Source organism: Pandoraea sp. XY-2, from assembly GCF_004193915.1.
Lineage (GTDB): Bacteria > Pseudomonadota > Gammaproteobacteria > Burkholderiales > Burkholderiaceae > Pandoraea > Pandoraea cepalis.
Map to the genome: position 1 here is coordinate 2,050,648 of NZ_CP030849.1, position 25,930 is coordinate 2,076,577.

The 25,930-nt window shown below is 63.2% G+C and carries 24 protein-coding genes, 4 tRNA genes and 3 pseudogenes; 14 read left to right on the plus strand and 17 right to left on the minus strand.

Going from position 1 to position 25,930, the window contains the following annotated elements; all coding sequences use genetic code 11:
• Window positions 1-192: 192 nt before the first annotated feature.
• On the minus strand, window positions 193-1,326 hold the full coding sequence (locus tag DRB87_RS09365) for an exo-alpha-sialidase (RefSeq protein WP_130025696.1): 1,134 nt from the start codon (window positions 1,324-1,326) through the stop codon (window positions 193-195).
• Window positions 1,327-1,398: 72 nt separating this feature from the next.
• Window positions 1,399-1,668 carry a MoaD/ThiS family protein gene (locus tag DRB87_RS09370; RefSeq protein WP_026131863.1) on the minus strand — a complete coding sequence of 90 codons (270 nt, stop codon included), beginning with the start codon at window positions 1,666-1,668 and terminating at the stop codon, window positions 1,399-1,401.
• A 359-nt stretch (window positions 1,669-2,027) separates the two neighbouring features.
• Between DRB87_RS09370 and DRB87_RS09375 the strand changes: the two genes are divergently transcribed.
• Window positions 2,028-2,390, plus strand: a complete 363-nt coding sequence (locus tag DRB87_RS09375; RefSeq protein WP_130025698.1) for a hypothetical protein — start codon at window positions 2,028-2,030, stop codon at window positions 2,388-2,390.
• Window positions 2,391-2,417: 27 nt separating this feature from the next.
• On the opposite strand, the gene DRB87_RS09380 is transcribed toward DRB87_RS09375, so the two are convergent.
• The 9 genes from DRB87_RS09380 to DRB87_RS09420 all read right to left on the minus strand — a co-directional run bounded on the left by DRB87_RS09380 (window position 2,418) and on the right by DRB87_RS09420 (window position 6,036).
• Window positions 2,418-2,606 carry a glycine zipper 2TM domain-containing protein gene (locus DRB87_RS09380; RefSeq protein ID WP_130025699.1) on the minus strand — a complete coding sequence of 63 codons (189 nt, stop codon included), beginning with the start codon at window positions 2,604-2,606 and terminating at the stop codon, window positions 2,418-2,420.
• Between the two features lie 199 nt (window positions 2,607-2,805).
• Window positions 2,806-2,881, minus strand: a tRNA-Lys gene (locus DRB87_RS09385).
• Window positions 2,882-2,936: 55 nt separating this feature from the next.
• A tRNA-Lys gene (locus DRB87_RS09390) sits at window positions 2,937-3,012 on the minus strand.
• Between the two features lie 57 nt (window positions 3,013-3,069).
• A tRNA-Lys gene (locus tag DRB87_RS09395) sits at window positions 3,070-3,145 on the minus strand.
• A 71-nt stretch (window positions 3,146-3,216) separates the two neighbouring features.
• Window positions 3,217-3,402 (minus strand): hypothetical protein, encoded by a 186-nt coding sequence (locus DRB87_RS09400; RefSeq protein ID WP_017233511.1) that lies wholly within the window; start codon window positions 3,400-3,402, stop codon window positions 3,217-3,219.
• 183 nt (window positions 3,403-3,585) lie between these two features.
• A complete protein-coding gene (locus tag DRB87_RS09405; protein WP_130025700.1) occupies window positions 3,586-3,825 on the minus strand; it encodes a DNA-binding protein in 240 nt (79 codons plus the stop codon).
• A 436-nt stretch (window positions 3,826-4,261) separates the two neighbouring features.
• Complete coding sequence (locus DRB87_RS09410) at window positions 4,262-4,594, minus strand: DUF4148 domain-containing protein (protein ID WP_017233513.1); 333 nt, start codon at window positions 4,592-4,594, stop codon at window positions 4,262-4,264.
• Window positions 4,595-4,843: 249 nt separating this feature from the next.
• The gene (locus DRB87_RS09415; RefSeq protein WP_130025701.1) at window positions 4,844-5,461 is read right to left on the minus strand and encodes a LysE family translocator; all 618 of its coding nucleotides are present in this window, start codon (window positions 5,459-5,461) and stop codon (window positions 4,844-4,846) included.
• A gap of 107 nt (window positions 5,462-5,568) precedes the next feature.
• A complete protein-coding gene (locus tag DRB87_RS09420; protein ID WP_130025702.1) occupies window positions 5,569-6,036 on the minus strand; it encodes a rhodanese-like domain-containing protein in 468 nt (155 codons plus the stop codon).
• Window positions 6,037-6,499: 463 nt separating this feature from the next.
• On the opposite strand from DRB87_RS09420, the gene glnA reads away from it, so the two are divergent.
• From glnA to DRB87_RS09450, 6 genes and pseudogenes are all read left to right on the plus strand, one after another.
• A complete protein-coding gene (gene glnA, locus DRB87_RS09425) occupies window positions 6,500-7,915 on the plus strand; it encodes a type I glutamate--ammonia ligase (protein WP_017233517.1) in 1,416 nt (471 codons plus the stop codon).
• Window positions 7,916-8,072: 157 nt separating this feature from the next.
• Window positions 8,073-9,286, plus strand: a pseudogene (glnL, locus tag DRB87_RS09430) (nitrogen regulation protein NR(II)).
• Window positions 9,287-9,348: 62 nt separating this feature from the next.
• On the plus strand, window positions 9,349-10,935 hold the full coding sequence (gene ntrC / locus DRB87_RS09435) for a nitrogen regulation protein NR(I) (RefSeq protein WP_130025703.1): 1,587 nt from the start codon (window positions 9,349-9,351) through the stop codon (window positions 10,933-10,935).
• 55 nt (window positions 10,936-10,990) lie between these two features.
• Window positions 10,991-11,872, plus strand: coding sequence for a dTDP-4-dehydrorhamnose reductase (gene rfbD, locus DRB87_RS09440; RefSeq protein WP_130025704.1), 882 nt, complete (start codon window positions 10,991-10,993; stop codon window positions 11,870-11,872).
• A gap of 209 nt (window positions 11,873-12,081) precedes the next feature.
• Window positions 12,082-14,835, plus strand: coding sequence for a pentapeptide repeat-containing protein (locus DRB87_RS09445; protein ID WP_165385267.1), 2,754 nt, complete (start codon window positions 12,082-12,084; stop codon window positions 14,833-14,835).
• A gap of 273 nt (window positions 14,836-15,108) precedes the next feature.
• On the plus strand, window positions 15,109-16,092 hold the full coding sequence (locus DRB87_RS09450) for a flagellar brake protein (protein ID WP_130025706.1): 984 nt from the start codon (window positions 15,109-15,111) through the stop codon (window positions 16,090-16,092).
• Between the two features lie 105 nt (window positions 16,093-16,197).
• On the opposite strand, the gene xth is transcribed toward DRB87_RS09450, so the two are convergent.
• Both xth and DRB87_RS09460 read right to left on the minus strand, forming a co-directional pair.
• Entirely contained in the window at window positions 16,198-16,977 is a 780-nt protein-coding gene (xth, locus tag DRB87_RS09455; protein WP_130025707.1) for an exodeoxyribonuclease III, read from the minus strand.
• A gap of 182 nt (window positions 16,978-17,159) precedes the next feature.
• Window positions 17,160-17,516, minus strand: coding sequence for a hypothetical protein (locus DRB87_RS09460; RefSeq protein WP_130025708.1), 357 nt, complete (start codon window positions 17,514-17,516; stop codon window positions 17,160-17,162).
• Window positions 17,517-17,949: 433 nt separating this feature from the next.
• Here DRB87_RS09460 and DRB87_RS09465 point away from each other — a divergent pair, with 433 nt between their 5' ends.
• Together DRB87_RS09465 and DRB87_RS09470 are read left to right on the plus strand one after the other, a co-directional pair.
• A complete protein-coding gene (locus DRB87_RS09465) occupies window positions 17,950-18,345 on the plus strand; it encodes a hypothetical protein (RefSeq protein ID WP_130025709.1) in 396 nt (131 codons plus the stop codon).
• Between the two features lie 5 nt (window positions 18,346-18,350).
• Window positions 18,351-18,949, plus strand: a pseudogene (locus DRB87_RS09470) (thiamine phosphate synthase).
• 190 nt (window positions 18,950-19,139) lie between these two features.
• On the opposite strand, the pseudogene DRB87_RS09475 reads toward DRB87_RS09470, so the two are convergent.
• Window positions 19,140-19,876, minus strand: a pseudogene (locus tag DRB87_RS09475) (riboflavin synthase subunit alpha).
• A 90-nt stretch (window positions 19,877-19,966) separates the two neighbouring features.
• Between DRB87_RS09475 and DRB87_RS09480 the strand changes: the two are divergent.
• Both DRB87_RS09480 and DRB87_RS09485 read left to right on the plus strand, forming a co-directional pair.
• A complete protein-coding gene (locus DRB87_RS09480) occupies window positions 19,967-20,245 on the plus strand; it encodes a hypothetical protein (RefSeq protein ID WP_130025711.1) in 279 nt (92 codons plus the stop codon).
• 54 nt (window positions 20,246-20,299) lie between these two features.
• A complete protein-coding gene (locus DRB87_RS09485; protein ID WP_130025712.1) occupies window positions 20,300-20,533 on the plus strand; it encodes a hypothetical protein in 234 nt (77 codons plus the stop codon).
• 130 nt (window positions 20,534-20,663) lie between these two features.
• Here DRB87_RS09485 and DRB87_RS09490 read toward each other — a convergent pair whose 3' ends face one another.
• Window positions 20,664-21,746, minus strand: coding sequence for a calcium:proton antiporter (locus DRB87_RS09490; RefSeq protein ID WP_130025713.1), 1,083 nt, complete (start codon window positions 21,744-21,746; stop codon window positions 20,664-20,666).
• Window positions 21,747-22,158: 412 nt separating this feature from the next.
• On the opposite strand from DRB87_RS09490, the gene DRB87_RS09495 reads away from it, so the two are divergent.
• The 3 genes from DRB87_RS09495 (at window position 22,159) to DRB87_RS09505 (ending at window position 24,766) form a co-directional block, all read left to right on the plus strand.
• Window positions 22,159-23,019, plus strand: a complete 861-nt coding sequence (locus DRB87_RS09495; protein WP_130025714.1) for a fumarylacetoacetate hydrolase family protein — start codon at window positions 22,159-22,161, stop codon at window positions 23,017-23,019.
• 212 nt (window positions 23,020-23,231) lie between these two features.
• Complete coding sequence (locus DRB87_RS09500; protein WP_130025715.1) at window positions 23,232-23,894, plus strand: DNA-3-methyladenine glycosylase I; 663 nt, start codon at window positions 23,232-23,234, stop codon at window positions 23,892-23,894.
• Entirely contained in the window at window positions 23,894-24,766 is an 873-nt protein-coding gene (locus DRB87_RS09505) for a 23S rRNA (adenine(2030)-N(6))-methyltransferase RlmJ (protein WP_130025716.1), read from the plus strand. Before DRB87_RS09500 ends, DRB87_RS09505 begins: the two co-directional genes overlap by 1 nt.
• A gap of 173 nt (window positions 24,767-24,939) precedes the next feature.
• Here DRB87_RS09505 and DRB87_RS09510 read toward each other — a convergent pair whose 3' ends face one another.
• Window positions 24,940-25,659 (minus strand): pseudouridine synthase, encoded by a 720-nt coding sequence (locus DRB87_RS09510; protein WP_130025717.1) that lies wholly within the window; start codon window positions 25,657-25,659, stop codon window positions 24,940-24,942.
• Window positions 25,660-25,730: 71 nt separating this feature from the next.
• Window positions 25,731-25,815: transfer RNA gene (locus DRB87_RS09515), tRNA-Leu, on the minus strand.
• Between the last annotated feature and the right edge of the window lie 115 nt (window positions 25,816-25,930).

The window sequence follows — 25,930 nt, forward strand, 5'->3', positions numbered from 1 at the left end:
AGACGCGACCTTGTCGCACGCACCGACGTCGGCGCGTGCGACACGCCAAGCAACGCGTGACGGGGGGATCAATGAAGCCAGTTCGCCTATCTCTATCTACGACGCGAAATGCGCTAACTGAAGGTTTCCTTCAGCAAAACGGGCGAGGGCGCGGCGGCGAGACGCTCGGCATCTCGAACGACAAGACGCCCGCTACACGAAGCGCACGGCGTAGATAGGGGGCAAGTGCGTGGACAGGCATTGCCACTGCTCGCCTGCGTTGTCGCTGACCCACAGCGCGCCGGTGGTCGAGCCCATGGCGAGCGAGTGGCCGGTGGCGTCGATATCCAGGCCGTGGCGATAGATCAGATCGTAGGACGGCACCTCCGGCAGTCCGTGCGAGAGCGATGTGAACGACTCGCCGCCATCGCGCGTGCGAATGACGACGAGACGGGCGTCGACCGGCATGCGACAGGCGTCGCGCTGGGCCGGTACGAACCACGCGACATCGGGGTCGTGCGGATCGACGGCGACAGCAAAACCGAAACTCGACGGTGACGCTTGAATCCGCCGCCACGAGGCGCCGTAGTCGAGGCTGCGGAAGATGCCGTTGTGATGCTGTGCCCACAGGGCGTTGGGGGCGTCGCGGCATTGCACGAGACGGTGGACGTCCTGCGCATTCGGATCGAGGCGTCGTTCGGGCGGCATGTAATCGGCTTCCATGCCGCTGGCCGCCAAAGCCCAGGTGTGTCCGTCGTCACGTGTGCGCCAGACGCCGCCGGTCGAGATGGCGACGCTCACCTGTCGGCTGTCGCGCGGATCGATACAGATCGAATGAATGCCGGGGTGATCGTAGCCGCCCCCCATCCATTCGGCGCGCTCGGGGCGATCCCACAAGCTTTGCACCAGTGTCCAGGTGCGGCCTCGATCGTGGGAGCGGAAGAGGCCACCGGGAATCGTGCCTGCCCAGAGAACGCCGGGGGCGTCGGGCCCCGCGGCTTCGAGCGACCAGAGCAGTGAGACCGAGGGTGCCGACGGTGCCGACAACGCCTGCGCATCGTCCGCCGATGCTTCGGACTGTTCTATTTGTGGGGCGAAGGCCGGCGGTGAGAGTTCGGTCCACTCGTTTGCGTCGCGTTCGCGGCACCAGAGCTTCACGCCGAAGTGACCCAGATTGAGCGCGGCGTAATCGGTGCCGTCGCGCGGGTCGCGCAGCACCATGCTCACGGGCTCGCCGGGAAAGTCGGGCGCGCTCGACTTCAGGCGCCAGACGGCGTCCTCACGCTGCCATGTGAACAATCCCTTGCGGGTGGCAACCAGCAACGTGGCTCCGGTGACGTGTTTCACGATCTGCCTCCTTGGCTCGCGCGAGTCTTGTTCGATGCTCGCGCATTCATCTGCCGCTTGCGCCGTGCTCCCTTATCCGCCCGAGAGCGCCTGGGCGACATACACGCGGCTGGCGTCGTTCAGCGTGTCGCCCAGCGTGTGTCGGTCGCGGATCAGCCGGCCATCGACAAAGACCGCGACGTGCGCACGCAATCGTCCCTGATCGTTGAACAGGTAGCCACGCAACTCGGGCGTGAGCGTCACGCATTGCGCGAGCACGGCATGGACAGTCGGTCCATCGATGCATTGATCGTCAACGCAGACGTGGCGCTGAATTGCGGGTGCGAAGGTGACGGTCGCCATGTCCTGGTTTCGCGGATGCCGTTGAGGCCAACGGATCCATCTTCCGAAGAGAACGAGACCTTCAGTGTAGACAATGCGGATGGCTTGCATGGTGTGCAGTGCAGCACTGTTGTGCGTTCGCCGCGCTATGTTTGCCGGAAGATAGCGGGCTCGTCTTCCCTTGCGGCCAATCATGAGGCGCGAGAGCGCGGTTTGGTTTCCTTTGCATAACGAGCAGCGAGTATCGAGTCTTGTGGGGCGTCGCCGTAGGGTGTGGCATCGCATATCGGACACTCCCCATCCCACTTCACCGCGTTATTGTTCACCATTATCGGAGTGCCCGCGAGCGCAGTGCCGCAGGCAAACTCCAGGAGGGAGCAATGGCAAAGAACCGAGGAAAAGACATTGGCATGGGACGCTGGTCGGATGCGGCGATCAAGCGTCAGTGGCGCTTGCACAAGGCGGGCGAGGCTTCGCAGAAGGAGGACTTGACGGTCAGGCGGCCGCCGGAGATGGCGAGGTGTGAAGGCTACTTCGTATGGAGCGGCCGCCAGGCGGCGTTTATCGGTCGGCACGACGGCGCGTTAAGGCATGGCGCGCGTCATTACGCGACCTGCACGGCACAGGCCAAGCGTTATGCGAATGTGGCGGAGGCCCGGGCGGCGGCAGACGCCTTGGTGGGTGCGGTACTGATCATGTACGGCTACGCCGCCAACTCCCCACTCTATGCCGTGGGGCGATGACGGCGTCCGCCGGGCCGAGCGGCAACGTTACTTGCCCAACTCGTGCCCGATGACCCCGCCGACGACCGCGCCGCCGATGGTGCCGGCAGTGCTGCCGCCGGTGGCTTCGTGCCCGATGACCCCACCCGCGGCAGCGCCGCCCAGCGTGCAGCCGACCAGGGGCGAGCCCATCGCGAGTGCCGTGATGACAACGAGAATCGACTTCGTCGTATTCATGATGCGTCTCCTGAAGCAAGGGGTGGCCGTGCGACCCGCAACGACGTGAATCCAGCTTAGATGGCACGCGTTTCGCGGACTATCGGTCGCGGCTGAATCGACTGTAGGAATCGGATGACAGGGGATGACCGGCCGGAGGCGGAGCATGGGCGGGCAGAAACGACGAAGGCCGCACAGCGTGCGGCCTTCGTCATGCATCTGGTGGGGCGTGAGTGACTCGAACACTCGACCTACGGATTAAGAGTCCGCTGCTCTACCAACTGAGCTAACGCCCCGGTGCTGCCGGGAACAAAAAAGGCTGCACGTGGCGCAGCCTTCGCTGTCGTACTTTGGTGGGGCGTGAGTGACTCGAACACTCGACCTACGGATTAAGAGTCCGCTGCTCTACCAACTGAGCTAACGCCCCGATGCTACCGGGAATAAAAAAGGCTGCACGGCGTAGCAGCCTTTTTCAAAATTCGTTTGGTGGGGCGTGAGTGACTCGAACACTCGACCTACGGATTAAGAGTCCGCTGCTCTACCAACTGAGCTAACGCCCCAACGAGACCGAGATAATATCGGCTCTTCCGTAAGGGGTCAACCCTTAATGGTGAAAATCCGCAAAAACGATTTACGTCAGCAGGGGTACCAGCTCGAACGCCAGCACGGCAAGCACCGCGCCGACGACAACGAGTAGCGAGCGCCAGCACATGCGAACGGCTCCTTTGCAGGGCATGGCGCCGACAGCGATCGCGCCGAATGCCGCGATCGCAAACATGCTCATGAGTTCAGCGTTGGAAAGGTGGGGCACGATCATCGCCGGTCTCCCTGCCGCTATTGCGCGAGTCAAATCATGTTTCAAGTATAGAAAACGGCCCCGTCCAAGCAAAGCGGCGCGGCAACCGGGATTTCCCCAGTGGCCGCGCCGCGCGTTGTTGCGTTGCGATCTGTCCGAAACGTTCGATTCACGCGATCCAGGCGCCGCAAACGATCCTCAACGTTATTCGGGCAGATCGAGAATCAGCACGATCGTCCATGCATCTTCGCCCTCGTGGTGGTACTGACGCTCCACCACGATAAACGGTTGCTTCTTGTCGCCTTGGCCGAGGAACAGCACGTCGCCTTCGGCCGGCATGCATTCGATCGGCGGCAGCGCGAGAGGGGTGCCCTTGGGGACGAGTTTTTCGACCTTCTTCGCTGCGCGTTCGGTCCACTCGATATCGAATTCGATCTGACTCACCGGATGATCCTGTCTATGCAAAATGAAACGGCTGCATGGTAGCACGCAGCTTGCGCGACTCAAGAAAAAAGCCCGCGCCTTGGGCTGGGCGCGGGCGAAGGTCCCATGCGCTCGCGGGAGCACATGGCGACAGGAGAGGCGCCCGTGGGGAAACCGTCGGTGTCTGCCCGACCAGAGGGGAAGTGTTCTGGACGAGCGGGCGTGCCGGTTGCCCGGTCAGGCTCAGGCGCGTGCCTGTCGGCGGGACAATACGAGGTGACGCAACACAGGCTGGCGATGCCGTCCTGCCTGTGTGCGTCACGTCGTGCTGCCGGGGTACGGCAGCACGACGAGGGACGGCGCGTGCGGCGCGGCTCGGAGGGGGGGTGGAGAGCGGCGACCGACGCTGTCGATTGAGCGCTGCGGCGTGCCGCAATGCTCAGCGAGGGCGCAAGGCTTACGGATTCGAGTACTTCATTTCACCGTTCTGGCGTGCGCGCACGAGATCGTCATACACCTGGGCGCGCGTCTTGCCCGGCGCTTGATTGGGCTGCATCGTGGCGAGCACGGGATACTCGTAATCGTTCTGCGGAATCAGACCCTGCGCGCGGGCATCGACCAATTCCTGGCGAACCTGCTCGCGCGAGACCTGCGAGGTTTGTGACACCCATGCGAATTGCGAACCCTCGGGATAGGCATCGCTGCTCCGACCCGCCTGTGCGAAGGCGGCGCCGGCGGCGGTGACCATCAAGACCGACATCAGGGCTGAGGCGATGTGCTTGCGATTCATGACGTTGACTCCTGTCTTTCTCAGTTGCGGGGGCGCGCAATGCATCGGTACCGGCGTTCGCTTTCGTGGGCTTCGGTATGCGTTGTGTGCGACCGTTGAAGACAGTCTAAGCGTCTGGCTATCACGGAAAAATGGCAATTGAGGGAATAAATACTTCCGGGAATCGCAACAATGCGCGACGTGCGCCAAAAAAAACGCCACCCGCAGGTGGCGATCACGACGCAGTGGCGATGGCTGCTGGTGTTGCGTTCAGCGAGTCGCAATGACGACGGCGGCGCCGGCCATCACCGTACCGGTCGCGCGATTCAGACGTCGCACGGCGCGTGCCGAACTGAGCAGTCGGCGGGCGCGGGCAGCGAGCGCGATGTAACTGCCGAAGACGAGCGCGAGAACGCTCAGCGTAACGCCCACGATTTCGAGGTAGCCGAGCGCTGTCACCCGTTGGAGATCGAGCAGATTGGGCAGCAGGGCGAAGTAGAACACGACGACTTTCGGGTTGCCCATCGTGACCGACAGTCCCCCGAGAAACAGACGCCACGATTGCTCGCGCGGCGCGGCGGCCATCGGTTCTGCAGGCGCGGCGACCGGTGCGTGCCACATCTTCCAGGCCAGGTAGAGCAAGTAGGCGGCGCCGGCGTATTTGATCGCGAGAAACACGCCCGCGAAGGTATGGGCCAGTGCGGCGACGCCCAGCACGGCAAGCGTCAGCCACACGACATCGCCGATCGCCACGCCTGTTGTGAACGCGATGGCGCCCTGCGTGCCGCGTCCGAGCACGCGCGCCACGATGGCCGCGATGCCCGGGCCGGGCGTGCCGGCGCCGACGAACAGGGCGAGCGCGAACGTAAGTAAAGGGGTCCACTCCATCTCAGTGTTTCCTCGCGATTGAGACGTTCAGCGTTGTCTGGAAAAGTGTCGACGCGCGTGCCTCGACGGGTGCTCCTGTGCGCTCACTTGCACACAGGAATGCCCACTCAGGCGCCGAGCCAAGGCAGTCCGCGAAAGCACCAGCCGCTCACCGTCTTCCGATGGCCGGCCTTGTCCTTGTCGCCCTCGAAGCCTTCGAGAATGTCGAACGACTGCGTGTAACCGGCTTCATAGGCGACCTTGGCGGCGGCCTTCGAGCGGGCGGCGCTGCGACACAGGAACAACAGCGGCGTGGTCTTGTCCGGCGTCTGGGAAGCGAGTTGCTCGAGGAAGTGTTCGTTGGGCACGCCGCCCGGGTATCGAACCCATTCGACGTTGGCGTATTGACCATCGGGTACCTGCGGGCGGCCGACCCAGTCGAGTTCGGCACGCGTGCGCACGTCGATCAGGCGAACGCTGGCATCGGCGCCAAGCAGTGCCAGGGCTTCGTCCGGCGTCACGGCGCCTGCGTAGGCGAGCTGAGCGCTCGCGCGGCGTTGGGAGGCTTGCTCGAGAATGGCTTTGGCGCTTGTCATGGGGCTGTGATCTCGTTGGACGATGATTGTGCTTTATTCTAGCGTGCCCTTCGTGCGCGAGGCACTTTACGTGTTGCGTGGCATCGGGGTTGGCCGGCGCGCAGTCAGTGTTTGGCCGCGCGTGATGGCGGTGCAGGGCGACGCACAATTTCGGTTCGCACCGATCGGACGTTGGCACTCAAAAGGTGCATAATCGCGAAATGCACCAATGCGGTGATGTTTCGGCGTGAGTTGCACTGAATTGGGGAATTGTGGCCTGTGAGCGGGGATTCCGGGCTGGACGCACCAGAATAGAATATTCGCTTAGAAATCAGAGGGCGAGGGTCAGGGAGGGCAGGGTGATGAATTGTTGGCACGCTTCCTGCTTATCACTGGCGAATCCGAACACGGAGTTCGTTAAGACGGTACGGCGACGCGGGCGATAAGCGCCAGCAGCGCCAGATTGAATCTTTCGGGAGATAGCATGAGCAAATCTGTGGCAGATGTGATGAATCTGGTTAAGGAAGAAGACGTCAAGTTCGTCGACTTCCGCTTTACCGATACGCGCGGCAAGGAACAACACGTCTCGGTGCCGGTGTCGCACTTCGACGCTGACAAGTTCGAGAGCGGCCACGCTTTCGACGGTTCGTCGATTGCTGGCTGGAAGGGCATCGAAGCCTCGGACATGCTGCTCGTGCCGGACGCGAACACTGCCTACATCGACCCGTTCTACGAAGAAAACACGCTGGTGCTGACCTGCGACGTGATCGAGCCGGCCGATGGCAAGGGCTACGACCGCGATCCGCGTTCCATCGCCAAGCGCGCTGAAGCCTACCTGAAGAGCACGGGCCTGGGCGACACCGCCTTCTTCGGTCCGGAGCCGGAATTCTTCATTTTCGACTCGGTGCAGTGGAGCACGGACATGTCGGGCTCGTTCGTCCGCGTGAATTCGGAAGAAGCCCCGTGGTCGTCGGCGAAGGACTTCGAAGGCGGCAACACGGGCCACCGTCCGGGCGTGAAGGGCGGTTACTTCCCGGTCGCACCGGTCGACTCGTTCCAGGACATGCGCTCGGAAATGTGCCTGTTGCTCGAGCAACTGGGCGTGCCGGTCGAAGTGCACCACCACGAAGTGGCGGGTCAGGGCCAGAACGAAATCGGCACGAAGTTCTCGACGCTGGTCGAGCGCGCCGACTGGACGCAGATTCTGAAGTACGTGGTGCACAACGTGGCACACAGCTACGGCAAGACGGCAACGTTCATGCCGAAGCCGATCGTGGGCGACAACGGCTCGGGCATGCACATCCACCAGTCGGTCTGGAAGGATGGTCAGAACCTGTTCGCCGGTAACGGCTACGGCGGTCTGTCGGAGTTCGCGCTGTATTACATCGGCGGTATCATCAAGCACGCACGTGCCCTGAACGCGATCACGAACCCGTCGACCAACTCGTACAAGCGTCTGGTGCCGCACTTCGAAGCGCCGGTGAAGCTGGCCTACTCGGCCCGTAACCGTTCGGCCTCGATCCGTATTCCGTACGTTGCCAACCCGAAGGGCCGCCGCATCGAAGCGCGCTTCCCGGATCCGATGGCCAACCCGTACCTGGCCTTCTCGGCCATGCTGATGGCCGGTCTGGATGGCGTGCAGAACAAGATCCACCCGGGCGAAGCTGCCGACAAGAACCTGTACGACCTGCCGCCGGAAGAAGACGCAAAGATCCCGACCGTGTGCTCGAGCCTCGAACAGGCGCTGGAATACCTGAACGAAGACCGCGAGTTCCTGACCCGTGGTGGCGTGTTCACGGACGGCATGCTCGATTCGTACATCGCGTTGAAGACGGACGAAGCGCGTCGTATCGCCATGACCACGCACCCGCTCGAGTTCGAACTGTACTACTCGCTGTAATTGAATCGCTGCGCAGGGAATGCGCCGGCATGACGGAACGCCAGCGGCCGACCGTCATGCTCGACAGGCAAGGGGGATGGCCGCGGCCGTCCCCCTTTTTTATCCGCAGCGCGCATTCGCTAAGTAGCCAGCCATGAACCTCTCGCCTCGATCCTTAATGAACAGTGTCCGTGCCGGTGGGAAAGGGCAGACGAAGCGCGCCGAGCACGCCGCTGCCGCGGAAGATCCCCATGCCGCCGATATGACCCCCGACGCCGCCGGCCAGACGACGGTGTTGCCGCCGGGCGTCGATCCGTGGGAAGCCAAGCTCGCTGCGACGGGCGTGTTGCCCGGTCTCGAAGCGTTGCCCACCGTCTTGCTCGTGCTTGAGAAGCAATCGCTGCGTGTCGTGTTTGCCAACCCGGCCGCCGAGGCGCTACTCGCGCTTTCGCGCCGTTCGCTGTCGCAAATGACGTGGAATGATGTCTTCACGAACGGCGAGGTGCTCGGCTCGACGATGGCCGATCTCATCGCCAACCGCTTTCAGACGACGCGCCTCGATTTGGTGCTCGAGCGCACCGCGCAGGAGCCTCTGCACACGCATGCGATTGTTGCCGCCCCTGAGGCCGCCCCCGATTTCGTGATCGTTGAGCTGATCGAGAACGAACAGAAGATCAAGAACGAGCGTGAAGAGCGCATCATCGATCAGGCGCTGATGAACAAACAGCTTATCCGCAACCTGGCGCACGAAATCAAGAACCCGCTGGGCGGGATTCGCGGCGCGGCGCAGTTGCTGGAATTCGAGCTGGATCAGCGTGAGCTGCGCGAGTACACACAGGTCATCATCAAGGAGTCCGACAGACTTCAGACGCTGGTCGACCGCCTGCTCGAACCGCACCGTCATCCGTTCATTGCCACCGACGTCAACATCCACGAGGTGTGCGAGCGCGTGCGGTCGGTGGTGCTCGCCGAGTTTCCGCAGGGGCTGTCGATCGAGCGCGACTACGATGTAAGCCTGCCCGACTTTCGTGGCGACAAGGAACAACTCATTCAAGCCCTGCTCAACATCGTTCGCAATGGTGCCGAAGCGCTGCGCGGGCAGATTGCACGGGGCGATGCGCGCATCGTCTTGCGCACGCGAGTGGCGCGAAAGATCACGATTGCCAAACGTTTGCACAAGCTGGCATTGGAATTGCATGTGATCGACAACGGGCCAGGCATTCCCGCCGACATTCGTGACCGCATTTTCTATCCGCTCGTCTCCGGGCGAGAAGGGGGAGCGGTCTGGGACTCACACTGGCGCAGTCGTTCGTGCAGCGCCACGAGGGTTTGATCGAATGCGAAAGCCGGCCCGGACGGACGGATTTCCGAATCCTGCTGCCCCTGGGCTGAAGCGGCCCTCACGCCGTCGGCCGTAGCACCTGCGGCCGGGCATAGACGTTAAACGGTGAACAATGAAGCCGATCTGGATAGTAGACGACGACCAATCGATTCGATGGGTGCTCGAAAAGGCGCTCTCACGAGCCAATCTGCCGGTGCGCAGCTTTACCGGTCCGCGCGAAGCCAGCGCGGCACTCGAACACGACTCGCCGCAGGTGCTGGTCTCGGACATCCGCATGGCGGGCGGCTCCGGGCTCGAACTGCTGCAGACGGTCAAACAACGACATCCCGGACTGCCGGTCATCATCATGACCGCGTTCTCGGATCTGGACAGCGCCGTCGCGGCCTTTCAGGGCGGTGCGTTCGAATATCTCGCCAAGCCGTTCGACGTCGATCGCGCGGTCGAGCTGATTTTGCGCGCGGTCGAGGAAAGCCTGCGCGAGGCGACGGACGACGAACGCATCACCGAAGAGCCGGAAATTCTCGGGCAGGCGAGCGCCATGCAAGACGTGTTCCGAGCGATCGGTCGTCTCTCGCATTCGAGCGCCACGGTGCTTATCACCGGCGAATCGGGCTCCGGCAAGGAACTGGTCGCGCGTGCACTGCACCGCCACTCGCCGCGCGCCGGCGGGCCGTTCATCGCGCTCAACACGGCGGCAATTCCGAAGGATCTGCTGGAATCCGAACTGTTTGGCCATGAGCGCGGGGCGTTTACCGGTGCGCAGGCCACGCGGCGCGGGCGCTTCGAGCAAGCCGAGAGCGGCACGCTGTTCCTCGATGAAATCGGTGACATGCCGCTCGATCTGCAAACGCGTTTGCTGCGCGTGCTCTCGGACGGTAACTACTACCGCGTCGGCGGCCATAGTCCGATCAAGGCGAATGTCCGCGTGATCGCGGCCACGCACCAGAATCTGGAAGATCGTGTGCGGCAGGGTCTGTTTCGCGAAGATCTGTATCACCGACTGAATGTGATTCGCTTGCGTTTGCCGTCGCTGCGCGAGCGCAATGAGGATATCCCGCTGCTGGTGCGTCACTTTCTGCAGAAGAGCGCGCGCGACCTGGGCGTCGAGACGAAACGCATCAGCGAGGCTGCGCTGGCGCATCTGACGCGCTTCCCGTTCCCGGGCAATGTGCGTCAACTGGAAAACCTGAGCAACTGGCTGACGGTCATGGCCCCGGCGCAGACGGTGGAGATCAAGGATTTGCCGCCGGAGTTCCAGACGCTGGCAGCGGCGCCGGGGGCCGGAGTGGGGGCGTCGGCAAGCATGCCTGCCTACCCCGCCGCGACGCCCCAGGCGGCAACGGGGACCACCGCCCCGGTGCCGGCCATCGCGGGTTATGGCGGCGTGGACGCGGGGCTGTCGGCCGTCGGCGGGATCGCGGGTGTCGGTGGTGCCGCTGCGGTCGCGGGCAATGTTGGCGCGACGGGAGACGTCACCGGTGCGGACAGCTGGGAGCCGCTCTTGCGCCGTGAAGTGGCGCGCCTGCTTCGTTCCGCGTCGCCCGACGTGATGGATCAATTGACGCGCCGGTTCGAGACGGCGTTGATCAACGAGGCGCTCGACTTCACGCGCGGACGCAAAGTCGAGGCGGCAAGCCGCCTTGGCATCGGACGGAACACCATCACGCGCAAGATCCAGGAACTCGGGCTGGAAACCTGACGCCAATCACGGTAGGCTCCCAGGTTTGACGATTCGGCCACAAGGGAGCTTTACCATGGCAAGACGCATCCTGTTGACGGGCGCCACCGGGCAGGTGGGCTGGGAGCTGGCACGCAGCCTGCAGGGTTTGGGCGACGTGCACGCCCCCGGGCGCGACGAGATGGACCTGCTCGACACCGACAGCGTCGTGCGCACCCTGCGTGACTTCTCGCCGGATCTGATCGTCAATCCGGCGGCCTATACGGCCGTCGATCGTGCCGAGACGGACGAGGCCGCCGCGTATCAGGTGAACGCGGTCGTGCCCGGCATCATGGCCGAAGCGGCCAAGCGCACCGGCGCACTCGTCGTTCACTTTTCCACTGACTACGTCTTCGACGGTACGTCTTCCACGCCCTACCGCGAGGACGAACCCACCAACCCACAGAACGCGTACGGCCGCACCAAGCTGGCAGGCGAAGCGGCCATCGCGGCGAGCGGTGCGAATCATCTGGTGCTGCGTACAAGCTGGGTGTACGGTGCGCGCGGTGCGAACTTCCTGCTCACCGTTCAACGACTGGCCCGCGAGCGCGACGAATTGCGGATCGTGGCTGACCAGCACGGTGCGCCGACGTGGTGCCGCACGATCGCCGAACTGACCTCGCAGGCGCTGGTGCAAGGTTTCGGAGCAAAGGGAAGCGACGCCGACTTCTGGCGCGAACATGGCGGTTTGTACCACCTGACGGCCGCCGGGCAGACGACCTGGCACGGGTTCACTGAAGCGATTCTCGATCTGAGCGCAGTGCAGAAGCGTCCGAACGTTGTGGCGATTCCGACTTCTGCCTATCCATTACCGGCCAAGCGCCCGGCGTATTCGGTCCTCGACAACGACAAGCTCGCACGCACCTTCGGTCTTCGCGCGCCCGACTGGCGGGACGCGCTGACACTCTGCCTCGGCTGACACGACCCTCCTGCCTGACGCGCCCGCGCACCAAATCGGAATTTCCTCGGTGCGCAGGGCCGCACGTCTTCGGCAACATGGTGCTTTTTTGCGCGCGCCCATGAGCGCGCGCCAAGGAGCGACGCATGAGGTCGGTTCAGAGCGGGATATCGGGCGGGGCCCAAATATCCGTTGTTAGCCGCCCAATCGACGGGCGTAGCGACAGCACATTGTCGTCTTCCGATCTGGCGGCACGCAGTGCCCCGCCGCCCGAGGGGCTGCGCCATGCGGTGCTGCGTGCCAGCGCGGACGAGCGTCGCGTGATTTCGCTGCAAGTGGCCTGGCTGGCACACAGGTTCGCCGGGCGCCCCGAGACCGCGGATCGATTTGGGATCGATGCGGCGCCGCAGGGCGGCGCGAGCGCCATGGGCATCGACTTGCCATTCGATAAAAATGCGCTGCGACAGGCTTGGCGCACCCGCTTTTCCCATCTGCTGGACGGTACGCGGGTCAGCGCAGTGGCACGCGATCTGATGAAGTGGTGCGCGGTCCCTGACGGCCGGATGCCGGTCGTCCCTCAATGGCATTGGCTCTCGTCGACCGACGAAGCGGCGACCGACGTGCGGGCATGCGAGCGTTTGCCCTTGCGTGAATGGCCGGTCGCTGTGCTGAGTGTTGCGCTAACGCTGTCGAATCTGCGCAATGCAACGCTGCCCGATCTGTCGATGCCGAACGGTGATTTGCGCGGTGTGACGGCGCCAGGCGCTCAGTTTGGCGGCGGGTATTTCAGCGGGGCATGGTGGACTGGCGCATCGTTGGTAAATTCGGGATTTGCGTACTCGAATCATGTCAATGCCGACTTCGAAAAGACAGATCTGCGAGGGGCCTGTTTTCGGGCGGCGGATGTCAGTGGCGCACGGCTCGTGAAAGCCGATCTTCGTTGTGCCGATCTTTGGCATACGGTGATGTGCGGCACCGACCTGAGCGAAGCGAGATGCCAGGGACTGCAGTTTGTGCAAGTTCGTCTCGATGGCGCATCGTTCCACCGGGCCAAATTGCAGCAGGCGAGCTTTACCGGGGGCACCGCCCACGGCGCGAAGCTGATCGGCGCAAAGGCCAAACACTCGCAATGGACGTCGGTGGCCATGCGCAACGCGCAGGCCATCGGCGCCGACTTGCGGGGCGCCGAATTCCGACACTGCGAATGCCCGGGGTGGGACGCGCGCGGAGCGAAGCTCAACGGCGTGTTTTTTGAATCCTGCGATCTGCGCCATTCCCGATTCAGCGGGGCGAGTTTGAAGCACGTGCGCATCGGGGCCAACTGCAATCTGGCCGGCACGCAATGGCACGGCGCCCGCGTTCGCCTCGACGCCGCGTGGCTGCGCCACCTGACACCGTTCGAACTTGAAAAAGTCGTGCAATCGTTGACGACGTTGCCGCTCGACCAGCCGGCGATGCGCGCGAGCATCTTCATACAACTATTGGTCGCGCTCGCCAGTTCGCCAGGCATTCTGGGCGGGGGGCGCGAGGTCGCGCCGCAGCTCGAGCGGCTGCCTGCGTCCGTGCAGCGCAGCGACTGGCTCGGTCGTTTGCTGGTCGGCGGGGGCGAGGCGGGAGCCATTGGCGGACATGACGGCATTGCCGAACTTCGGGCGCAATGGCTCAGGCGCACGCTTCACGAACTGGTGGACGAGCGGTGGTTGCGGCCACGGGCGGAATGGGGGACGGCGTCGCTCATGACGGCGTTGCACCGGCGCTGCAGCAATGTGTCGTCGCAGGCCGTATGGCCGCTGGCCGGGGCGATGTGCCAAACCCTCTACTGGGCCGGAGAAGGCGTGGATGGCATTGGCGACACGCGTGTACAGGCGCTGCGGTCCGCGTGGTTCGAGGCGCTGCCGCCACAGGTGCACGTGGCGCTTTCGGCGGATGGAATCGATGCATTCGATGCGTCGTACATCGTACTGATTGGGGCGGACGGCGGGGTTGCGGCACGTCTGCCGAGGCACCTGCTGGCGAGTGTGCTGGAGGGGGGGGCGGGGCGTCCGGCGACGCAGGGCAACGTGTCCCACGTTTTCGAGACGCTGCCGGGCTGGCGATGGGTCGGTACGCGGGTCATCGTGCGCGATGCGGCGTCGCCCGACGATTTTGTCCCGGGCAGCATGGCGCAACTTCAGGGGCTGCTCAGGGAGTTCGGCTTTCTTGCCGGGCTTTGGCCAATAGAGCATCCGCTCGCCCCCTTCGTCCGGCTTGTCGGGCGTTGGTTTGGCATGGGCGGCGCCAACCACGCCGATGCCGCGTGTCATGGGGCATGGGATCCGTGGCACTCGGCCGTCGGCATGGCGACAGTGCAGGCCGTGTCAGCGCCATTGAGCACGGCCGACCGACTCGACGCCGTGGTCCGTTCGTCGCGCTCACCGAACCATGCGCAGCTGCGGCGGGCAGGACATGCCGACATCGAAGATGTTTTCCGCGAGATTCCCTTCGTCATGCCCGCCGGCGAGCCGCCGTTGAGCGTTGCCATGGCACGGCACGTTCGATGGGTGTCCGTCGTCGCCGGATTGAGTTGGCTGGCGACCCAACCGGAATGGCACCGACCGTGGTCGATCGCGAACGGCGCCTCGGGGGCGCCGGCAAGTGAGCGGTTGCCGGCAGATGAGTTGAGGGCTTATCGCGACTACGCGCTCGCGGCCCTGAACGAAACCCTGCGAGGAGACGCCGCGTCGCGTCACTTGCCGCAGGCGCTGGCGTTGCGCGAGTGTCTGGCCGGCGAGACGAGCGCGGTGGAACGACTGGCGGAGCGGTTGGCCGACTGGCTGACATGCCCGGACATTGCACAGTTGCCGGGGCTGGCGCAGGCGTGCCGTCAAACGCTGCCTTGGTTCTGGGCGATCCGTCTGCCGCTCCAGGCGGGCGCGATTCGTCGATGGATGCTTTCAGCGGGGGAGGCCAACGACGGCTTTTCGGCGGGGACCGATGGCGATTAATCAGGAATGAGCCGGTTTTTGCCCGATGTTTCACCGTCAGGGCATGTCGTCTTTCGTGGTAAAACGTGCTTGCGCGCCAAGCGTTCCCGTTCGCGGTGACGCTTTTCGGACGTCCGGACGCTTCAAGTGCCGGCCGTTGGTGACTTTTGTTGGGTGTTGGCTGCGGATGCCATTGCGAAGCGGGGGGCCAAGCGGCGGCCCCGTGCGTTGGGATACGGGAAGGCCAACGCCCTGTTTTCAGGCAATCAAGGGTTTCATACTCTCCCAGGCATCATGGACTCGACTGGTATCGCGTCAGGCTATCCGGGGTTCGTGGCTGTGAATCGTCGCGAGCTTGACGCTCACATTCCACTCTCCTGGCCGTTGTTCGACGCCGACGGCACACCGCTGCTGGCGGCGGGCGAGCGTTTGCCTTCAGAGGCCGATCTCGACTGGCTCTTCACGACGTTCGCGCCGCACCGGCCGCTTCCCGAGGGGGCGACCACGGGCGAAGCGGCGGGGCGCACGGAGGCCGCAAATTCCGCGTCGCCACTAGGGACCGGCGCATCGGCCGTGTACCTGCAAGGGTTGCCGGTGCCGTTGCCAGTCGGCGCATGGATACAGGTGCGTGTCTCGCCGGACGCCGAGAGCCCACGCGTACGCGCTCGCCTGATTGGCCGCGCGCCCAACGGTATGTTGATCATCACGCCGCCCGCTTCGGGCGACACGCGTCGACCGGTGACGGCGGGCGACCGGCTTGCGCTCTGGACATTTCCGGGCGACAACCTGTACGAATTCACTTGCGATGTGCACAGCGTGCATCAGGGGCCGTTCGACTATGTGGTGCTTTCGCGTCCTTCGCAGGTGCGTGAGACGCCCGTGCGTCGTACACCTCGCGTCGATACGCGGCTGGTGGCGCGACTCTCGCCACTGGACGAGACGTCGCGGGTCTCGTTCACGCGCATGCTTGCGGACCCGCAGGACACACCTGAGTGGCTCGTACTGGTGCGCGATGTCAGCGCGGATGGCGCGGGAATCGTGGTGAAGGCGCCGCTGCCGGAAGGCTGTCGTCTCGTCGCGTTGCAGTTCCGTGTGCCGATCGGCGCCGATGTGGTGGCGATTCTCGGTATGGCAGCGGTTCGCAGCGTGGAGGGTCCGCGGATCGATGGAACGTGGGCCTACGGTCTGGAGTTCACGCAGATGGACACGCGAAACAAGGCGGCGATTCGCTGTTTTGTCTATGAGTCGCGCCTGACGGATCCGCGCAGCGGCCAATGATCCGCAAAGCCTTCGATGGAAAAAACGGCACCTGAATCAGGTGCCGTTCGCATGGCGTGCGCGTAGAGCGCGGAGCGCAGTGCCCAGGACGTGTCAGGACGCCCGTCAGTCCTTGAAAGTGGCGATGACGGGTGTGTGATCCGACGGCTGTTCCCAGGTGCGGGGTACGCGGTCGATCTCGCACCCGGTGCAGCGCTCGGCCAATGCGGAAGACACGAGAATGTGGTCGATGCGTAGCCCTGCGTTGCGTCGGAACGCGCCCATGCGATAGTCCCACCAGCTGAACGTCTTCTCTGGTTGATCGAACATGCGGAACGTATCGCGCAGCCCGAGTCCTTGCAGCCGTGCGAACGCTTGGCGTTCCTGCGGCGACACCAGATTCTGACCTTCCCATTTCGCGGGATCGTGTACGTCGCGGTCTTCGGGGGCGATGTTGTAGTCACCTAGCAGCGCAAGGCGCGGGTGGCGCACCAATTCGTCGGAGAGCCAGTGCGTGAGTGCGTCGAGCCAGTTCAGCTTGTAGACGAACTTGTCCGAATCGACGGCTTGTCCGTTCGGGAAGTAACCGCAGACCACGCGTACGCCGCCGATCGTTGCGGTAATCAGACGCTGCTGCTCGTCGGCAAAATTCGGCAGATTCTTGACCAGGTCGGTCGCTTCTCCCACCTTCGCGTGGTTGACCAACATTGCGACGCCGTTATACGTCTTCTGGCCGGTGAAGTGCGATGTGTAACCGAGCGCGGCGATCTCGGTGATGGGGAAGTTCTCGTCGGTCAGCTTCAGTTCCTGAAGGCACAGCACGTCGACCGGGTTGCTGCGTAGCCAGTCCTGCACATGACCGAGACGAACCTTGAGCGAATTGACGTTCCAGGTGGCGAGTTGCATGAAAATTCTTATCCCTCTGATGGGTGCGGGTTTCGTTGGCGTTTCGTCGGGCGGATCGGTGTCTGGATGTCCATCCGGCAACCCATTTTTCGCCCGGTTGGGGGCGCGACAGCACGCCGTGATACCCGGCATTGTAGGCGACTATCGTGCGGGCCGTGATCGCCCGGTGACGCTGGCGCGCCCTAGCCAACGGTGAACACAGTTCCCCCCGGTCCCGCATAAATGACCACGCCGTACGGACCCACTTTCCGCGCACATTTCCACGCCGAAGCAAAATCGGAATAGCGTGCAATGTTGGACGGCTGCTCAGGATCGCCGGGCATTGGTCGGCCGTCCTTGGCGATGAGAAAGGTGCCCTTCGCACATTGCCATACGGCAAATCCTCTAAATGCCACTTGACCCGGTGGACGTATCGCACGGCGTCTTTCTTCAGCGTCGCCTTTACCTGGGCCTTTTCTGATTTTTTTCGCCCATCCCACGACATTTTCATAGCGTTCTTGCCTCGACATGAGAACTCCACTTCCGGTATTGAGGGTCAACAGCTCTCTGGCAGACATTGGCGTGATCTGCGAGTCGTTGCGATGCAAATCAGGACGTGCGTGATGCGTTGTCGCTCCGTTTAGGCCGCGCTTTCGGAGAAAGCCTCTCCATTTCGACGCTACCGTATCGACTCTGCCTAGAGGGATGGGCAATTATTTCTTCGTCGCTTGTTGTAAACATCCGCGCTAACCACTGAGGTTGGATTCGTATAGAAAGGTCACTCGTCGATAGATTGATCAAACACTTCAAGGTCACGATGAAATCCGACAGCAAACTACTCAGCCTAATAGAGAATTTCCCGGTTCCGGCGAGTCTTAAGGAATCGGATACCGGAAAGTACGTGTTCAGCAATTGTCATAATGTTCGGCAGTTTCAGGCTATGCCTCACGCGTTATCGACGCCTCAAGGCTCGTCGTCGTGGGAATCGCTTCGTTGGTGATCGGCACCTATCCGTTGTTCTGTGTCCTGCGCGAGGGAGGGTTTGTGGCCGTGGTCGCCGCTCTGGCCGCGTTTGCCATCATGACGGGTTGCATGGGGGGCGTGATCTTTGTCTTTCTCCCCGACCTGTTGAGGCGCAACTGGGGCGACTTCGGTATGGCTGTCACGTACTCATTTGCTACGGCTCTGTTTGGTGGAACCGCGCCCGTCGTGTGCGCCTATCTGATTCAGGTGACAGGCTTTCTAAGCGCGCCGGCGATCTATATCTCAGCAAGTGGCTTGCTGGCAGCGCCGGTGGCCTACCATATCTGCCGTACCCATCGTCACAGAACGCTTGATTTTGCCGGTTCCGACGCCGGTGGCCCCTATGCGTCTCGCGCTGGACGTTGACTGCAATGGAACCGATGACGCGATTGCCGCTCACCTATCTGATTACCCCGAACCGCCACGAAACGAGCCGCTGGACGTCTTCATTGAGCAACTTGACTGCGCATTGCGCTCCGGCGTCCGACTGGTGCAGTTACGTGCCAAGACCGTGACGCCTGAGCAGTACGCATGGTTGGCCGAGAAATCCGTGGCTTGCTGTCGACGTTACGATGCGCGCCTCGTGCTGAACGCGTCGCTCGGCGAGGCCGAGACATTGCGGGCGGATGGCGTACACCTCACGAGCACACGGTTGATGACGTGTCGGCGCCGGCCACTTCCGCATGGGCAGCTAGTGTCCGCCGCGTGCCATGACGAGCGCCAAGTCAAACATGCAACTGAGATGGGGGCTGACCTGCTGACCATTTCACCGGTCCTTCCCACAGCGACACACACCTCGGCAGTCCCCCTTGGCTGGTCGCGATTTCGTGAACTGGCGGCGCTGACGTCGGTTCCCGTCTATGCATTGGGCGGAATGTCGCTTGGCACCGTGGCTGAGGCTCGTGAAGCGGGGGCACACGGCATTGCCGCCATCCGCGCGTTTTGGGGCGCGGCGGTCGAGCGCTCATGATTTGCGCAAGGCTGATGGCGTGCGAGGGCGCAGCGTTGTGTGGCGTTGCGTCATGCCGTCGACGACGCCGTCTTAATGTTCAGAGCTATCGAGCGGTGTGTGACGCTCACCGAGACGTGTTCGCACATGCATGAAACTTCCACGTGGCAAGTCGCATGCATGTCCTTCAGTCCAGTAGTGTTCGGCAGGCTCAGGTCTTGGAAGGCGGTGTGTCGCTGGCAGTGCCAGCGGGCAACTGCGGCACCGACACGAAATCGTCGAGCGAGAGGCCCTTTTCCTTAAGCAGCGCCTCCAGCACCGGTTGCAGACGGCCGAGACTCTCTTGCACGGCTTCGCGCACCGTGTCGACCACCACCTGCGTGCTCCGCTCGATCTCGATGTTGACGCGTGTGCCGGCGAGCTTGTCCTCGAACGTCGTCATGCGGCGCGTCTCGGGAATCAGCCACACTTCGAACCAGCCTTCCTGTCGATTGACCTCCGAGACTGTCAGGCTCGCGCCGTTGATCGCGATATATCCCTTCGCGAAGACGTACTTGCGGAACGCTTCGGGAATCGCAATGCGCAGCACGCGGTTGGTGTCCGACGTGCGAACGCTGAGGATGTCGGTCGAGAAATCGATATGGCCCGAGAGTGGATGGCCACCGATTTCAGCGCCATCCTTGGCGGCACGTTCGACGTTGACCTTTGCGCCCGCGCCGAAGCCGCCGAGCGTCGTGACGTTCAGGCTCTGCAGAATCACGTCGAACGACGCGCTGGTGGGCGAGAGCAATTGCGTGACCGTCAGGCAAACGCCGTCGACCGAGACGCTGGCCCCAGGGTAAGGTCTTCGCAGAAGCCTTCGGGGAAGGCCAGCTCGAGGGTGCGCATGCCGTCGCGATCGTCGATGGACGAGAGCGTGGCCGTGCCTTGAACAATTCCGGTAAACATCGTGATGTCGGTAACTAGAGTCGTGGGGTGCTGTGTCGCAGTATTCTACTGCGTTGCGTCAGTATGCCGCTCGCCGTGCGGCGTGCTACGATGCCGCCTTTTCACGGGATCGACATGAGTTTCGAAGGTTGCCTGCTGGCGGAGGATTTTTACTATTGGGCGGAGACGTCGCCCGCGCCGGACGGGCAATTTCACGGCGTGGTGCATTTCACCGGCTGGCGCGACGTGGACGACGTCATCGAAACGCTGGACCCGCCGCTGACCCATACTACGCCTGAGGCCTATCGCTGGGCGAACGACGCGCTCGAAGCCGCTCACGCGCTGGCGAAGTCGCTGGCCGCCGACGGTAGTCTCGGCATCGATCTCTGAACCACCGAATCACCCCCGGCCTGCCTGAGGGGCAAGCCCACCACGGACAGCATCATGACACAGACGAAATTTGAAATTGAGAAGCGCAAGGGCCTGAAGATCGACGGCAGCGTGCGTCGCGGCCCGCAACGCGGCAAGCAGGTTGGCGTGCAAAACAAGGGCAATGCCGCCGGCAGCAAGCTGCTGGGCGCGTTGCTCGGCACCGCGTCGGAAGACGACACGGCGGCCGCCGACACTGCCGGCACGACCGGCAAAGACGCGACAAAGCAGGGCGCTGACAAGGACTGAGCGCGTCGAGTGCGCGGCGGACGCGATGATCCCACGTTCGCCACATCCACCACATCCGCTACGGTGGCCCGCTCGAGAATCGAACGCGTCAACTGAACGCATCAGGCGGTCGTGTCGGCCCGCGTGCCGGTCAAGGAACGATCGCCAGGAACAGGAAGGCGGCGAACAGTACCAGATGGACGGCGCCTTGCAGCACGGTCGTGCGTCCCGTGCCGAGGGTGATCACGCCAACGAGCAGCGTCACGGCAAGCAGCACGGTCTCCTTCGGCGCAAGCCCCAATTCGATGTGCTGATCGAGCACGAGCGAGACGGCGGCCACGGTCGGAATCGTCAGCCCGATACTCGCCAGCGCTGAGCCGAGCGCCAGATTCAGGCTCGTCTGCAGCTTGTTCGCACGTGCGGCGCGCAAGGCCGCCAGTCCTTCCGGCAACAATACCAGCGCGGCAATCACAATACCGACGACCGCTTTCGGCGCGCCAGCCTCGGCGACCGCTTGTTCGACGGCGGGCGAGAGCTTTTTCGCCAGGCCGACCACGGCCAGCAACGCCACGACCAGCAGCCCCAGGCTCAGCACGGCCGTGCGGCGCGACGGCGGTGCCACATGCACTTCCTCACTCGGCGCTTTGGCCAGGAAGTAATCGCGATGGCTCACCGTCTGCACGAATACGAACACCATATACAGCACCAACGAAATCATGCCCTCAAAGGCCAGTTGCGACGCCGTGAGTCCCGGGCCCAGTACCGAGCTCGTATAGTTCGGAAGCACCAGTGTGAGCACCGACAGCGCGCACAGCACCGCGAGCGCGGCGCTCGCGCCTTCAACGTGAAAGCCCTGCGTGTGATGGCGCACCCCGCCGAAGAGCAAGCACAGCCCGACGATCCCGGTCGAGACGATCATGATGGCCGCGAACACCGTGTCGCGGGCCAATCCCGCCTTGTCCGGTCCTCCCGAGAGCATCACCGAGACGATCAGGGCCACTTCGATGATGGTGACGGCCACGGCCAGCACCAGGGTGCCGAACGGCTCGCCAACCTTGTGGGCGACCGTTTCGGCGTGATGCACGGCGGAGAATACGGCGCCGGCCAAAGCGGCGGCACACACCACCAGCGAGGCGCCATAGGGCAGCCAACCGGCGAGGCCGAGCACGACAAGGGCCACAATCGGCATGTACATGGTCCAGTGGCCCAGCATGGCGGTCTTTGAGGAGGACATCGTCGGAGACTCCAGAGTTCGGGGAACGGACAGGGCGCGAGGGACAGCAGATCCAGCAATGGCGAGAACCTTGCCTCCGTGAGCATGTCGAGGCGGCGAGTCATGGTCTCAGAAAAGTGACACCCCGACAACAGAAGCCCTTGATACGCCGCACCGTGAACCGGGCCATACCGATCTGTCGAGAGGCCCATGGACAAACGATCTTCCGCGACCACGCCGTTGACGCTGCGTTCGAGTCCGTCGAGGAAATCGATGGCGCGAACAACGATTCCGAGCGCCGTCGCTTTGAGGGCCGCGCCGCCATTGACGCGTTGGGGGCGACCGGCGTAGTGTCTCGTGCATTCCTCTTACCACTGAGCCATCGACGGGTAACCCTGTTGCTCACTTCTATCGCGACACAAGGAGAACTGTTTTGAAACTGCTGCGTTTCGGCCCCAAGGGTCAGGAAAAGCCGGGGCTGCTCGATGGCGACGGCAATGTGCGAGACCTCTCCGGCGTGCTGGCCGACATTACGCCCGAGACGTTGAGCCCGCAGGGGCTGGCGGCATTGCGTGCACTGGATCCGGCGACGTTGCCGGTGGTGAGCGCGCCGGGGCGTCTGGGGGTGCCGTTCTCGGGGGTGGGCAAGTTCCTGGCCGTCGGTCTGAACTACAGCGACCACGCGGTGGAAGCGGGTTTGGACGCGCCGTCCGAGCCGGTGCTCTTCACCAAGTGGGAGAACTGCCTGAACGGCCCGAACGACCCGGTGGTGCTGCCCAAGAACGCCGTCAAGGGCGATTGGGAGGTCGAGTTGGGCTTCGTGATCGGCAAGACGGCACGCTATGTGCCGCTCGAGAATGCGCTCGACTACGTGGCGGGCTATTGCCTCGTGAACGACGTCTCCGAGCGCGAGTTCCAGATCGAGCGCGGCGGCACGTGGGACAAGGGCAAGGGCTTTGACACGTTCGGTCCGGTCGGCCCGTGGCTCGTGACGACCGACGAGATTCGCGATCCGCAACAACTGGGCCTGTGGCTCGATGTAAATGGGGTGCGCCGTCAGACGGGCCACACGTCGAAGATGATCTTCAGCGTGGCGTATCTCGTGCATTACATGAGCCAGTTCGCCACGCTCAAGCCGGGCGATCTCGTGACTACCGGCACGCCGCCGGGCGTCGGCCTGGGCCAGAAGCCGCCGGTGTTCCTCAAGCCGGGCGACGTGATGCACCTGGGCATCGACGGTCTGGGCGAGCAGACGCAGGAAGTACACGCCTACGACACGCGCTGGCTCGACTGAGCGTGTGGCGGATGGCTTTCCGGTCCATCGCTCAGGCCGGCGGATGTCCGGCGTTCGGCCCGGAAAATTCCGTCTCGGCATAGTCCGTCGGCGCAAAGTCATGCGTGGCATGGGCTGCGCGGTTCGCTTCGCGTGCGATTGCTGGCACACTTGTCCCATTCGTCTGCACATGTCCGCGCCACTTGCGCGCGGACGCAACTATCGAGAGACCAATGGAACGATGTCCGTGGAGCGATGGCTTCGAGCAGTATCGTCAGTATCACGACGAAGAGTGGGGGGTGCCGCTGCGCGATTCGCGCGCGTTGTTCGAGCTGTTGATGCTCGAAGGCGCGCAGGCGGGGCTCTCATGGTCCACCATCCTTAAAAAGCGCGATAACTACCGGCTGGCGTTCGATCACTTCGATCCGGTGCGCATTGCGGCGTTCGGGCCGGAGGACGAGGCGCGCTTGCTGGCGGATGCCGGGATCGTGCGCAACCGTCTCAAGATCGCCGGCGTGATCAAGGGGGCGAGGGCCTACCTGGCGATGGAGGCCGCGGGCACGCGATTTAGCGACTTTGTCTGGCAGTTTGTGGGCGGCGAACCGTTGCAGAACCGCTGGACAGCGCTTGGCGAGGTGCCGGCGAGCACCGCCGTCTCCGATGCGATGAGCAAGGCGCTGAAGAAGGCGGGCTTTACCTTTGTGGGCTCGACGATCTGCTATTCGTTCATGCAGGCGGCGGGTCTGGTGAACGATCATCTGGTCGCCTGTCCTCGTCACAAGGCGGTGAAAGCGAAGGCGTTGACGGCGAGTCAAAGCGCCAGCGTGCAAGCCCGGAAACGCCGTGCGGGCGCGTCGTCGGCTACAATCGCGCCTGACGAATCAGGATCTGCCTAATGTTCAGCTACCGCCACGCCTTTCACGCCGGCAACCACGCCGACGTACTGAAACACTTTATCGCCGTTGAATGCATCGATTACATGCGCCAGAAGGACGTGGCGTTCTGGTACATCGACACGCATGCGGGCGCAGGCGGTTACGCGCTCGACGGCAAATGGGCCGACAAGACCGGTGAGTTCGAGACCGGTATCGGCCGTCTCTGGACGCGCGACGATCTGCCGCCGCCGCTCGCGGACTACGTGACATTGGTGCGCGAATTCAATCCGGACGGCAAGCTGCGCTATTACCCGGGCTCGCCGTTCTTTGCGCTGCAACTGCTTGGGGATCGCGATCGGTTGCGGTTGTTCGAGATGCATCCGACCGAACAGGACGTGCTGCGCGAAAACTTCGAGGCGCAAGGGCGGGAAGTGGCGCGTCGTACGATGATTTTTGGTGCCGACGGGTTTGCGGGGCTCAAGACGATTCTGCCGCCGGCGTCGCGCCGGGCGTTCACGCTGATCGATCCGTCGTATGAAGACAAGCGCGATTACACGCGTGCAACGCAGACCGTGCAGGAGGGGCTCGACCGCTTTCCGACGGGGATGTATGCCGTATGGTATCCGCTGGTACAGCGTCGTGAGGCGGGGCAGTTGCCGGAGCGCATGAAGCGGCTCACGATCAATGGGCAGCCGATCAAGAACTGGGTGCATGCTGCGCTGACCGTGTGTAATCCGGTGCCGGGCGGCATGGGCCTGCACGGTAGCGGCATGTTCATCGTGAATCCGCCGTACATGCTGCAGGACACCCTCAAGACGACCTTGCCGTATCTGGTCAAGACGCTCGGGCAGGACAAGGGCGCGCATTTTCTGCTCGAAGGCAGACAGAGCTGATATGTCGACCCGAAAGGGTCAGTGCACCGCCGCCGTACCGCATCGTTGTCGCCAATGTTGGCGTCGGCTGCGACATCGGTGTTGGCTATGACGCCGGTGACGACATCGATATCGGCTGCGGCGTTGGTATCAGCACTGGCATAGGCATCTGCATAGGCTTCAGCGCAAGCCGTTCATTTGCCGGAGGCGGGCACTTCGTACGGTAGCGACAGCAGTTCGTCCGGCGAGAGATAGCGCCATTCGCCCAGTGCGAGATTGCCCATCGGCAGACCGCCGATCGCGATTCTGACCAGCCCTTCCACCCGATTGCCTGCGGCGGCGACCATCCGTTTGACCTGATGGTATTTGCCTTGTGTGATCGTCATGGCAATCTCGTGAGACGAGGCACGCATGACGTCCGTTGCGGCGAGAGGCTCCGTTTCGTCGCGCAGCAATACGCCGTCGCGCAAGGCCTGCAGCATGTCGTCGGTGACCGGATGCTTGGTCGTGGCCACATACCGCTTGGGCACGTGGCGACGCGGTGACATCATGGCATGCAGGAACGCACCGTCGTCGGAGAGCAGCAGCATGCCGGTCGTATCCTGGTCGAGGCGACCGGCCGGTTGCACGCCACGCACGGCCATCGGCAACGGGAGTAGCGAATGCACACCCTCGTGATGCGTCGGGCTCGTGGAGCACTCGTAGCCTTGCGGCTTGTTGAGCAGCACGTAGACGTGTTCGCGATATTCCCAGGGCTCGCCGTCGAGCGTGAATTGCAGGCCTTGCGGGTCCAACGACTCGCGCGGATTGTCGTGCACCACGCCGTCGATGGCAAATGCACCGGTGACAATGAGTTTGCGGCACATCTTGCGACTGCCGAAGCCCTGCGATTGCAGTAAACGATCGAGCTCGATGATGCGATCTCCGTCCGGGCGTGCATGAAAAAAGCCGATGACCTTTCGATCATCGGCTTTCTTGAAATTTTTGGTGCCCAGAAGAGGACTCGAACCTCCACGGTGTTACCCGCTAGTACCTGAAACTAGTGCGTCTACCAATTCCGCCATCTGGGCTTCGTTAGCTCGCTTGCTGCTTGCTCGCTACGAAGAAGCAAGATTATGCCGAGGGGCTTACATACTGTCAAGCGATTCGCGGCAAAAAAAAGATAAGTCGGGGGGGGCGGCCTAT

Bases quoted from the DNA above. Each gene is read 5' to 3' on its own strand.
- DRB87_RS09370 (WP_026131863.1), bottom strand. From the start codon at position 1,668: ATGGCGACCGTCACCTTCGCACCCGCAATTCAGCGCCACGTCTGCGTT.
- DRB87_RS09375 (WP_130025698.1), top strand. From the start codon at position 2,028: ATGGCAAAGAACCGAGGAAAAGACATTGGCATGGGACGCTGGTCGGAT.
- DRB87_RS09380 (WP_130025699.1), bottom strand. From the start codon at position 2,606: ATGAATACGACGAAGTCGATTCTCGTTGTCATCACGGCACTCGCGATG.
- DRB87_RS09400 (WP_017233511.1), bottom strand. From the start codon at position 3,402: ATGATCGTGCCCCACCTTTCCAACGCTGAACTCATGAGCATGTTTGCG.
- DRB87_RS09410 (WP_017233513.1), bottom strand. From the start codon at position 4,594: ATGAATCGCAAGCACATCGCCTCAGCCCTGATGTCGGTCTTGATGGTC.
- DRB87_RS09415 (WP_130025701.1), bottom strand. From the start codon at position 5,461: ATGGAGTGGACCCCTTTACTTACGTTCGCGCTCGCCCTGTTCGTCGGC.
- DRB87_RS09420 (WP_130025702.1), bottom strand. From the start codon at position 6,036: ATGACAAGCGCCAAAGCCATTCTCGAGCAAGCCTCCCAACGCCGCGCG.
- glnA (WP_017233517.1), top strand. From the start codon at position 6,500: ATGAGCAAATCTGTGGCAGATGTGATGAATCTGGTTAAGGAAGAAGAC.
- ntrC (WP_130025703.1), top strand. From the start codon at position 9,349: ATGAAGCCGATCTGGATAGTAGACGACGACCAATCGATTCGATGGGTG.
- rfbD (WP_130025704.1), top strand. From the start codon at position 10,991: ATGGCAAGACGCATCCTGTTGACGGGCGCCACCGGGCAGGTGGGCTGG.
- DRB87_RS09450 (WP_130025706.1), top strand. From the start codon at position 15,109: ATGGACTCGACTGGTATCGCGTCAGGCTATCCGGGGTTCGTGGCTGTG.
- xth (WP_130025707.1), bottom strand. From the start codon at position 16,977: ATGCAACTCGCCACCTGGAACGTCAATTCGCTCAAGGTTCGTCTCGGT.
- DRB87_RS09480 (WP_130025711.1), top strand. From the start codon at position 19,967: ATGCCGCCTTTTCACGGGATCGACATGAGTTTCGAAGGTTGCCTGCTG.
- DRB87_RS09485 (WP_130025712.1), top strand. From the start codon at position 20,300: ATGACACAGACGAAATTTGAAATTGAGAAGCGCAAGGGCCTGAAGATC.
- DRB87_RS09490 (WP_130025713.1), bottom strand. From the start codon at position 21,746: ATGTCCTCCTCAAAGACCGCCATGCTGGGCCACTGGACCATGTACATG.
- DRB87_RS09500 (WP_130025715.1), top strand. From the start codon at position 23,232: ATGGAACGATGTCCGTGGAGCGATGGCTTCGAGCAGTATCGTCAGTAT.
- DRB87_RS09505 (WP_130025716.1), top strand. From the start codon at position 23,894: ATGTTCAGCTACCGCCACGCCTTTCACGCCGGCAACCACGCCGACGTA.